Genomic DNA, 6,581 nt, shown 5'->3' on the forward strand with positions numbered 1-6,581 from the left:
TGACCAGGACGCTGTTGCCCTTGTCCACCAGGCCCTGCACGACGCCCAGCAGCTTGCGGATGTCCTCGAAGTGCAGCCCGGTCGTGGGCTCGTCGAGGACGTAGATGGTGCGGCCGTTGGAGCGCTTCTGCAGCTCGGCGGCGAGCTTGACCCGCTGCGCCTCCCCGCCGGAGAGGGTGGTGGCCGGCTGGCCGAGGCGGACGTACCCCAGCCCCACCTCCGTCAGCGTCGCCATGTAGCGCGAGATCGCCGGCACGGCCGCGAAGAAGTCCTTGGCCTCCTCGATGGGCATGTCGAGGACCTCGGCGATCGTGCGGCCCTTGAAGTGCACCTCGAGGGTCTCCCGGTTGTACCGGGCGCCGTGGCACACCTCGCAGGGCACGTAGACGTCGGGCAGGAAGTTCATCTCGATCTTCAGGGTGCCGTCGCCGGCGCACGCCTCGCAGCGCCCGCCCTTGACGTTGAAGGAGAACCGGCCCGGCTGGTAGCCGCGCAGCTTGGACTCCGGCGCGGCGGCGAACAGCTTGCGGATGTGGTCGAACACCCCGGTGTACGTGGCCGGGTTGCTGCGCGGGGTGCGCCCGATCGGGCTCTGGTCGACGTGCACGACCTTGTCGAGGTGTTCCAGGCCGGTGACGGACTTGTGCCGGCCGGGCACCCGGCGGGCGCCGTTGAGCTTGTTCGCCAGCACCGTGAAGAGGATGTCGTTGACCAGGGTGGACTTGCCCGAGCCGGACACGCCGGTGACCGCGACCAGGCAGCCGAGGGGGAAGGAGACGTCGACGCCGCGCAGGTTGTGCTCGCGCGCCCCGCGCACGACGACCGTGCGCGCCGGGTCCACCGGGCGGCGCTGCTCGGGCACCGGGATGGACCTGCGCCCGGACAGGTACTGCCCGGTGAGGGAGTGCTCGCTGGCCAGCAGCTCCGCCACGCTGCCGGAGTGCACCACCTGCCCGCCCTGCTCCCCGGCGCCGGGGCCGAAGTCCACGACCCAGTCGGCCACCCGGACGGTGTCCTCGTCGTGCTCGACGACGATGAGGGTGTTGCCCAGGTCGCGCAGCCGGGTCAGGGTGTCGATGAGGCGGCGGTTGTCCCGCTGGTGCAGGCCGATGGAGGGCTCGTCGAGCACGTAGAGCACCCCCACCAGGCCGGAGCCGATCTGGGTGGCCAGCCGGATGCGCTGGGCCTCCCCACCGGAGAGGGTGCCCGCCGGCCGGTCGAGGGAGAGGTACTCCAGGCCCACGTCGAGCAGGAAGCCGAGGCGGGCGTGCACCTCCTTGAGGACCTGCGCGGCGATCTGGCGCTCGCGCGGCGACAGCTCCACCGTGCGCAGGAACGCGGCGCACTCGGTGATGGGCAGCGCGCACACCTCGGAGATGGACCGCCCGCCGAGCTTGACGGCCAGCGACGACGGCTTCAGGCGGGCGCCCTTGCACACCGGGCACGGCACCTCGCGCATGTAGCCCTCGTAGCGCTCGCGGCTGAGGTCGGACTCGGTCTCGCCGTGGCGGCGCTGGACGAACGGGATGACGCCCTCGAAGCCGGTGGCGTACTGCCGCTCGCGGCCCCAGCGGTTCTTGTAGCGCACCTGGACCTCGTGGTCCTTGCCGTGCAGCACCGCGTCGCGGGCCCGCTGGGGCAGCGCGCGCCACGGCACGTCCAGGGAGAAGGACAGCTGCTCGGCCAGCGCGGTGAGGATGCGCTGGAAGTAGTCGCTGGATCCGGTGCCGGTGCTCCAGGGGGCGATGGCGCCCTCGGCGATGCTGAGGTCCTCGTCGGGCACGACGAGGTCGGGGTCGACCTCCAGGCGGGTGCCGATGCCGGTGCACTCCGGGCAGGCGCCGAAGGGGGAGTTGAAGGAGAACGAGCGCGGCTCGACCTCGTCGAGGTCGAGGGGGTGCTCGTTGGGGCAGGCCATCCGCTCGGAGAAGCGCCGCTCCCCGGCCGGGGAGTCGTCACCGACGAGGTCGACCACCACGACGCCGTTCGCCAGCACCAGGGCCGTCTCGACGGAGTCGGTCAGGCGGCGCTTGACGCCCTGCTTGGCGACGAGGCGGTCCACGACGACCTCGATGGTGTGCTTGAGCTTCTTCTCCAGCACCGGCGGCTCGTCGAGGGTGACGACCTGCCCGTCGACGCGGGCGCGGGCGAAGCCCTTGGACTGCAGCTCGCGGAACAGCTCCGCGTACTCGCCCTTGCGGGCGCGCACCACGGGCGCCAGCACCTGGTAGCGGGTCCCCTCGGGCAGCTCCAGCAGCTGGTCGACGATCTGCTGCGGGGTCTGCCGGCCCACCGGCTCCCCGCAGGTGGGGCAGTGCGGGCGGCCGGCGCGGGCGTAGAGCAGCCGCAGGTAGTCGTAGACCTCGGTGATGGTGCCGACGGTGGAGCGGGGGTTGCGGGAGGTGGACTTCTGGTCGATGGAGACCGCCGGGGACAGCCCCTCGATGAAGTCGACGTCGGGCTTGTCCATCTGGCCGAGGAACTGGCGGGCGTAGGCGGAGAGCGACTCCACGTAGCGCCGCTGCCCCTCGGCGAAGATCGTGTCGAAGGCCAGCGAGGACTTGCCCGAGCCCGACAGGCCGGTGAAGACGACCAGGCTGTTGCGGGGCAGCTCGACGGAGACGTCCTTGAGGTTGTGCTCCCTCGCCCCGCGCACCACGAGGTGGTCGGCGTCGGACGGGCGGGTGGGCACGGCGGCGCGCGAGGGCGTACGGGAAGCCACGCCGCCATGCTAGGTGCCGCCTCCGACACGCGGCCCGCGCGCGGCGCGGCTAGCGTGCGCCCGTGGACGACGCGGGCACCGGGACGAGCGGCACCGGGGGCACCGGGGGGCGGGTGGGCGCGGGCCCGCCGCGGGAGGTGCTGCGGCTGCCGGGCGCCCACGTGCGCGCGGTGCACGTCTCCGCCATGGACAACGCCTGCTACCTGCTGACCTGCCCGCGCAGCGGCGAGGCGCTGCTCGTGGACGCCGCCGACGACGCCGGCGCCCTGCTGGCGGCCCTGCCGGCCGGTGCCCGGCTGAGCCGCGTCGTCACCACGCACGGGCACTGGGACCACCACCGCGCGCTGCGCGAGGTGGTGGCCGCCACAGGTGCGGTCAGCGCCGCGGGCGCCGCCGACGCCGCCGACCTGCCGGTGCCCCCGCAGGAGCTGCTCGGCCACGGTGACCGGGTGCGCGTGGGCGAGCTGGAGCTGGAGGTGCTGCAGCTGCGCGGGCACACCCCCGGCTCGGTGGCGCTGCTGCTGCAGGCGCCCGGGGCGCCGCCGCAGCTGTTCACCGGCGACAGCCTCTTCCCCGGTGGGCCCGGCCGCACCCGCTCCCCGCAGGCGTTCGCCTCCTTGATGGACGACCTGACCGAGCGCGTCTTCGCCCGGCTGCCGGACGAGACGGCCGTGCACCCCGGCCACGGGCTGCCCACGACGCTGGGCCAGGAGCGCCCCCACCTGGGCGCGTGGCGGGCGCGGGGCTGGTGAGCCGGGGCCGGTGGCCGCGCACGCACCGGTAGTTGAAGCCGGCGCCTATCATCGCGGCCATGGACGAGCAGCTCGACGGCGGCGCGACGACCCGGGCGGCGGAGGGGGGGACGCGCTGGCTGTCGGCGCAGGAGCAGCGCACGTGGCGGACCTTCCTGTCGGCCAGCCAGCTCCTCTTCGACCGCCTCGACCGCCAGCTGCAGCACGAGGCGGGGATCGTGCACACGTACTACGAGATGCTCGTGCGCCTGTCGGAGGCCCCGGAGCGCTCGCTGCGGATGAGCGAGCTGGCCGCCAGCTCGCTGTCCTCGCGCAGCCGCGTCTCGCACGCCGTGGCGCGGCTGGAGGACCGCGGCTGGGTGCGCCGCGACAGCTGCCCCACCGACGGCCGTGGCCTCGTGGCCGTCCTCACGGACGAGGGGTACGCCGCGCTGAGCGCCGCGGCGCCCGGGCACGTGGAGTGCGTGCGCGACAACCTCTTCGACCTGCTCGCCCCCGAGGAGGTGCGCCAGCTGGAGGCCATCAGCAGCCGGCTGCTCGAGCACCTCACCGCCACCGGCGCCGTCTCCCCGGTACCGATGCCGCCCACCACGGCGTCCACCGCGTCCACCGGGTCCTGACGCGGGACCCGCAGGCGGTGGGACCTCCCTCCCGCGGGAGCCGGCCGAGGCCGGCGCTCACGCCCGCTGCGCCGCCTGCATCCCGCGCAGCTCCTTCTTCAGGTCGCCGATCTCGTCGCGCAGCCGCGCCGCGAGCTCGAACTGCAGCTCCGCGGCGGCGGAGTGCATCTGCTCGCTGAGCTGCTGGATGAGGTCGGCCAGGTCCGCCTGCGGCAGGGAGGCGCCCGGGCGGGGACCGACGTCGCGACCGGCCGCGCCCCGGGCCTTCGCGCCCGGGGCGGGCGTGGACGCCCGGCCCCGCGACTGCGACCGCCCGCCGCCGCCGGAGAGCAGCGCCGCGGTGTCGGCGTCCTCGCGGGCGATGAGGTCGGTGATGTCGGCGATCTTCTTGCGCAGGGGCATCGGGTCCACGCCCCGCTCCCGGTTGTAGGCCACCTGCTTCTCCCGGCGCCGGTTGGTCTCCTCGATGGCCTGCGCCATCGAGGGGGTGATCCGGTCGGCGTACATGTGCACCTGCCCCGACACGTTGCGCGCGGCGCGCCCGATCGTCTGGATCAGCGACGTCGCCGAGCGCAGGAAGCCCTCCTTGTCCGCGTCGAGGATCGCCACCAGCGACACCTCGGGCAGGTCCAGGCCCTCCCGCAGCAGGTTGATGCCGACGAGCACGTCGTACTCGCCCTCGCGCAGCTCGCGCAGCAGCTCCACGCGGCGGAGGGTGTCGATGTCGGAGTGCAGGTAGCGCACCCGCACCCCCTGCTCGAGGAGGTAGTCGGTGAGGTCCTCGGCCATCTTCTTCGTCAGCGTGGTGACCAGCACCCGCTCGTCGCGCTCGGTGCGCACCCGCACCTCGTGCAGCAGGTCGTCGATCTGGCCCTTGGTGGGCTTGACCACCACCTCCGGGTCCACGAGGCCGGTGGGCCGGATGATCTGCTCCACCACGCCGTCGGACTGGGCCAGCTCGTACGCGCCGGGGGTGGCCGAGAGGTAGACCGTCTGGCCCACGCGGTCGAGGAACTCCTCCCAGCGCAGCGGCCGGTTGTCCATCGCGCTGGGCAGCCGGAAGCCGTGGTCGACGAGGGTGCGCTTGCGCGACATGTCCCCCTCGTACATCGCACCGATCTGCGGCACCGTGACGTGGGACTCGTCGATGACGAGGAGGAAGTCCTCGGGGAAGTAGTCCAGCAGCGTGTTGGCCGCCGAGCCGGGCCCGCGCCCGTCGAAGTGCCGGGAGTAGTTCTCCACCCCCGAGCAGGTGCCGATCTGCCGCAGCATCTCGATGTCGTAGGTGGTGCGCATCCGCAGCCGCTGCGCCTCCAGCAGCTTGCCCTGCCGCTCCAGCTCCGGCAGGCGCTCGGCCAGCTCGGCCTCGATGAGCCCCACCGCCCGCTCGAGCCGCTCGGGGCCGGCGACGTAGTGCGAGGCGGGGAAGACGTACACGTGCTGCTCCTCGCGCAGCACCTCCCCCGTCAGCGGCTGCAGCGTCTGCAGCCCCTCGATCTCGTCACCGAAGAACTCGATGCGGATCGCGTGCTCCTCGTACATCGGGATGATCTCGACGGTGTCGCCCCGGACGCGGAACGTGCCGCGGGTGAAGGACAGGTCGTTGCGGGTGTACTGCATGTCCACGAAGCGGCGCAGCAGCTCGTCGCGGTCCATGGTCTGGCCGACCTCGAGCGCCACCATCCGGTCGACGTACTCCTGCGGGGTGCCCAGGCCGTAGATGCAGGACACGCTGGCCACCACGACGACGTCCCGGCGGGTGAGCAGGGAGTTCGTCGCGGAGTGCCGCAGCCGCTCGACCTCCTCGTTGATCGCGGAGTCCTTCTCGATGTAGGTGTCCGTCTGCGCGATGTACGCCTCGGGCTGGTAGTAGTCGTAGTACGAGACGAAGTACTCCACCGCGTTGTCGGGCAGCAGCTCGCGGAACTCGTTGGCCAGCTGCGCGGCGAGGGTCTTGTTCGGGGCCATGACGAGGGTGGGGCGCTGCACCTGCTCGATGAGCCAGGCCGTCGTCGCGGACTTGCCGGTGCCGGTGGCGCCGAGCAGCACGACGTCCTTCTCCCCGCCGTTGATCCGCCGCGCCAGCTCGGCGATCGCGGTGGGCTGGTCGCCGGACGGCGTGAACTCCGAGACCACCCGGAAGGGAGCGAGGGTGCGCTTGATGTCGCTCGTCGGCCGCATGGTCCCCACAGTAGGCGCGCCCACCGACACCGGCGCCCCGCGCGCCGGAGCGCTCAGCCGCCCGGCGGGCGCCAGCCCGTCGCCGCCGCCCACGCCTCGGCGCGGGCGTGCGCCACGTCGGTGAACCACGGCTCCTTGGCGTCGGCGTACTCCCCCGTGCTCGTGCAGCGGGCCGCGAGGTCCGCCTTCAGCGCCGCGTACGCCGCGCGGGCGCCGGCGTCGGCGCGCAGCCAGTCGCGGAAGAGCAGCGCCCAGCGCCAGCCCGGACCGCCCTCGACCCGCACGTGCAGGTGCAGCGGCCGCCCC

Annotated in this window: 5 protein-coding genes; 2 read left to right on the plus strand and 3 right to left on the minus strand. The window is 73.2% G+C overall.

Annotated elements, in window-relative coordinates; translation table 11 throughout:
- On the minus strand, positions 1 to 2,722 hold a 2,722-nt coding region (uvrA, locus tag ABEB16_RS13140), incomplete at its 3' end, for an excinuclease ABC subunit UvrA (RefSeq protein ID WP_345712698.1).
- A gap of 62 nt (positions 2,723 to 2,784) precedes the next feature.
- On the opposite strand from uvrA, the gene ABEB16_RS13145 reads away from it, so the two are divergent.
- Both ABEB16_RS13145 and ABEB16_RS13150 read left to right on the plus strand, forming a co-directional pair.
- Entirely contained in the window at positions 2,785 to 3,474 is a 690-nt protein-coding gene (locus tag ABEB16_RS13145; RefSeq protein WP_425560188.1) for an MBL fold metallo-hydrolase, read from the plus strand.
- Between the two features lie 59 nt (positions 3,475 to 3,533).
- Complete coding sequence (locus tag ABEB16_RS13150) at positions 3,534 to 4,094, plus strand: MarR family winged helix-turn-helix transcriptional regulator (protein WP_345712699.1); 561 nt, start codon at positions 3,534 to 3,536, stop codon at positions 4,092 to 4,094.
- Positions 4,095 to 4,151: 57 nt separating this feature from the next.
- Here ABEB16_RS13150 and uvrB read toward each other — a convergent pair whose 3' ends face one another.
- Positions 4,152 to 6,275, minus strand: a complete 2,124-nt coding sequence (gene uvrB, locus ABEB16_RS13155; RefSeq protein WP_345712700.1) for an excinuclease ABC subunit UvrB — start codon at positions 6,273 to 6,275, stop codon at positions 4,152 to 4,154.
- 53 nt (positions 6,276 to 6,328) lie between these two features.
- A partial coding sequence (locus ABEB16_RS13160) for a GrpB family protein (protein ID WP_345712701.1) occupies positions 6,329 to 6,581 on the minus strand: 253 nt, incomplete at its 5' end.

The organism is Kineococcus glutinatus (genome assembly GCF_039542765.1).
In the GTDB taxonomy this organism is placed as follows: Bacteria; Actinomycetota; Actinomycetes; order Actinomycetales; family Kineococcaceae; genus Kineococcus_A; species Kineococcus_A glutinatus.

Coding starts and splice junctions, on each gene's coding strand:
- ABEB16_RS13150 (WP_345712699.1), top strand. CDS start 3,534: ATGGACGAGCAGCTCGACGGCGGCGCGACGACCCGGGCGGCGGAGGGG.
- uvrB (WP_345712700.1), bottom strand. CDS start 6,275: ATGCGGCCGACGAGCGACATCAAGCGCACCCTCGCTCCCTTCCGGGTG.